Annotated in this window: 2 protein-coding genes and 1 pseudogene; all 3 read right to left on the bottom strand. The window is 75.1% G+C overall.

Going from position 1 to position 3,055, the window contains the following annotated elements; translation table 11 throughout:
* Positions 1 to 1,084 (bottom strand): annotated as a pseudogene (locus VR45_RS49575) (hypothetical protein); the annotation flags it as partial.
* A gap of 1,222 nt (positions 1,085 to 2,306) precedes the next feature.
* Entirely contained in the window at positions 2,307 to 2,561 is a 255-nt protein-coding gene (locus VR45_RS37465) for a hypothetical protein (RefSeq protein ID WP_159394503.1), read from the bottom strand.
* 275 nt (positions 2,562 to 2,836) lie between these two features.
* On the bottom strand, positions 2,837 to 3,055 hold a 219-nt coding region (locus VR45_RS37470; protein ID WP_045944414.1), incomplete at its 5' end, for a transporter substrate-binding domain-containing protein.

Below are 3,055 nucleotides of genomic sequence, written 5' to 3' on the forward strand. Positions count from 1 at the left end.
CAGCAGCGGCACCAGGTGCGCCAGCCCGTCCCGGCAGTTCGCGGCGATCTGCACCAGGCGGGCGAACTCGCGGCCGACCCGCTCCTCCTCGATCCCCAGGAGCCGGCCGATCCGCTGGCGCACCAGACCGGCGGCAGCGTCGCGGAACACGGAACGCGCCTCGACCGCGCTGAGCAGCAGTTCGGCGCCGGCCCGGTCCAGCGCGGGCTCCGGGGCCTCCGCCCGCACCGCGTAGCAGCAGGGCGAGGACGTCGACGGCGGCCAGCCGCCGGGACCGGTCCGGGTCGGCGAGCAGTCCGGCGGCGGCGCCGATGTGCTGGAAGCGGGCAAGCATCAGTGCCACGCCGTCCAGGTCGAGCACCGGCAGCTCGGCGAGTTCCTCGTCGCACCACTGCGCCAGCACGGCGCGCCCCGGTCCGGTGTCCACCAGGATGGGTGTCTTCGCCCACCCCTTCGGATCATGCGGCTGGTACCAGAGGTTGTCCGCGTCACCGCCGTTGGTCAGCTCGAACTCCGCCCGCAGCAGCGCCCGCAGCTCACGGGCGAACCTCGGATCGGCGGTCAGCGAGGACAGCCCGGGGCGCGGCGCGGTGTCGACGCGGTACAGGTACGGGTCGGCGAGCCGCGGCGGCGGGTCGGCCACCGGCGCGCCCGCGGCCAGCAGCAGGTCCAGGACCCCCAGGCGCAGGACCGGGCTCCCCGGCACCCGCCGGTCCCACCGGCTCGGGTACGGGAGGTCGACGGGCACGCCGTCGGCGGCGATCCGCAGCGCCAGCAGCGCGGCGAGCCGGTGCACGACCGGCCGGGCCCCCGAGCGGGGCGACCGGTCGGCCAGGACAACCAGGGCGCGCAGCCAGTCGGCGGCGGTGCCGGGTACGGCGCCGCCCGCGTCGGCGGGGGCGGTGAGGTGCGCCAGCGCGCCGGTCCGCTCCAGGTAGTCGAGCGTCAGGTCCACCTCCGGCATCCCGGACTGCGGCCCCGCGGCGACCACCTCCAGGCCGAGATGCGGGCGTTCGGCCAGGACCATCTCCCAGGCGGGGTCGGCGAGCAGCGCGGCCCAGAACTCGCGGGTGGCCGTGTGCAACAGATTCCGGACCGGCAGCAGCCGACCGGCCAGGCGGGCGAGCTCGCGGGCCGGGTCCAGGCCGGCGGCACGGGCGGTGCGCACGAGGTCGGTGGCGAGCCCGGGGCGCGGGCCCTCGCGGAGCGTGCGGTCGCCGAGCAGGACGAGCGTGCGACGAGCCGCGGCGCGGTCGGCGCCGCGCGCGGTGACCTGCCGAACGCGTTCGCGCAGCGCGGTGTCCGTGAGCGCGCCGGCCGCGTCCACGGCGGCGTAACGGGCGTCCAGCCACTCCTGGTCNGCCACTCCTGGTCGACCTGCTCGCCAGCGGTGCGTTCCGCCGACCTGGCGCGGGCGAACCACGCCGCCGCGTCGGCCCGCTCCCCGCCGTGGCGCAGGCACAGGTCCGCGACGCCGTCCAGGAAGCAGCGCGAGAGCACCGGGTCGGCGGCGGCGATCGACTTCAGCACGGCGTCGACGTCGCGCTTCACCCACACCCGCCACGCCGAGGTGGCCTCCTCCAGGCGCTCGACGTACCGCAGCACCTCCTGCTCGTGGGCGGGGTGCCCGGCGAGCGCGGACTCGGGGAACGGCATCGCCCCGTCGGCCGGCAGCCCGGTCGGCACCAGGGGGCCGACCGGTTCCCAGCCCTGGTGGGCCATCAGCCGGTCGCGGTGGCGTACGGCGTCGGCGGTGGTGAGCAGCACGCGCTCCGCGTCGGGCAGCGCGGGGTGCCGGTAGCGGCGGGCGAGCAGCCCGTCCTCGCCGCCCCGTTCCCCGGCGGCGGGAACGAGTCCTGCCTGCGCCAACGCCTCCGCCCAGGCGGCGTCCACCGAGAGCAGCTCCACCACCCGGGACGGCACCGCGACACCCTCGCGCACCAGCCGCTCCGCCTCCTGCCCGCACATCCGGCGGTGCGCTTCGACACCGGCCGCGAGCGCGAACAGCCGCGGCAGAGCGGGATGCCCCACCAGCACCGGCGGCACCTTCTTCAGCACCCGCCCGCGCTCGTTGCGGAAGACGACCTTCGCGTCCTCCAGCCGCGCGACGTACCCCTGCGCACCGATCTCCCCGACCATGACCCGCCACTCCCCCGTGCTGTTCACCTGCCGGGCAACGATCACCCGGCGACTCCCGCAGCCTAACGATCACCTCTGACAGGGCCGCCGGGGACCTTCCTTTCCCGGTCACGGGGGCACGCGGCAGCGGGGTGCGATGCGCGGCGGCAGGCGGAACCGCGGATAAGTTACGCCCGGCGGTCCAGGCGGCGGGCGAGCCCCAGGGCCGTGCCGAACAGGCCGCCGATCCACATGAGCACAGTGAAGATCGGCCCGCCGTAGTTCGGCAGGCACGCGATGCCCACACCGAGGCCGGTCAGGGCTCCTGCAGTCAACCCGAACAATGCGGCGGTGACGGCGAGCAGGTCGCGTGCGGCATGCACAGCGAGCCTGGAAACCGCGAATCCGGCTGCCACGAAGACCCCCGTAACAAGGAAAAACATATGCGCCAGCATACGATCGGCCCGGCATCGGGCTCGCCCGCGGGATACCGGAGCTCCACGGACGACCGTGCTGTTACCGGTCGGCCGAACGCGCGCAGCGAGTTAGGAATCGATCCGGCCGCGGGCGACGCCGCCGAACTCTCCGTGGTCGACGACCCGGCCTCTGCGCCGCACCTTCGGGCGCACTGCCGGGGACCGAGCGGGAGGCACCGGCGGAGTACCACTCCCACCTCGGCCGAACCGAAGGGCGGCGCGCGGCCCGCGCGGACGCCGGGTCACAGTCCCCCGTTGATCGCCGCCACCCGGGCCGCGCCAGCACCGACGTTCCACTTCGCGAGGATCGCGTCGTACTCTCCATTGCGCATCAGCTCGTCCAGCCCCTTCGCCACCGCGTCGCGCAGAGCGGTGTCGCTCTTGTTCACCGCGATCCCGTACGGGCTCGACTGCGACAGCGCGCCCGTCACCTCGAACCGGTTGCCGTCGTCGGTGGTCCT

The sequence above is a fragment of the Streptomyces sp. NRRL S-495 genome (assembly GCF_000966955.1).
GTDB classification, from domain to species: domain Bacteria; phylum Actinomycetota; class Actinomycetes; order Streptomycetales; family Streptomycetaceae; genus Kitasatospora; species Kitasatospora purpeofusca.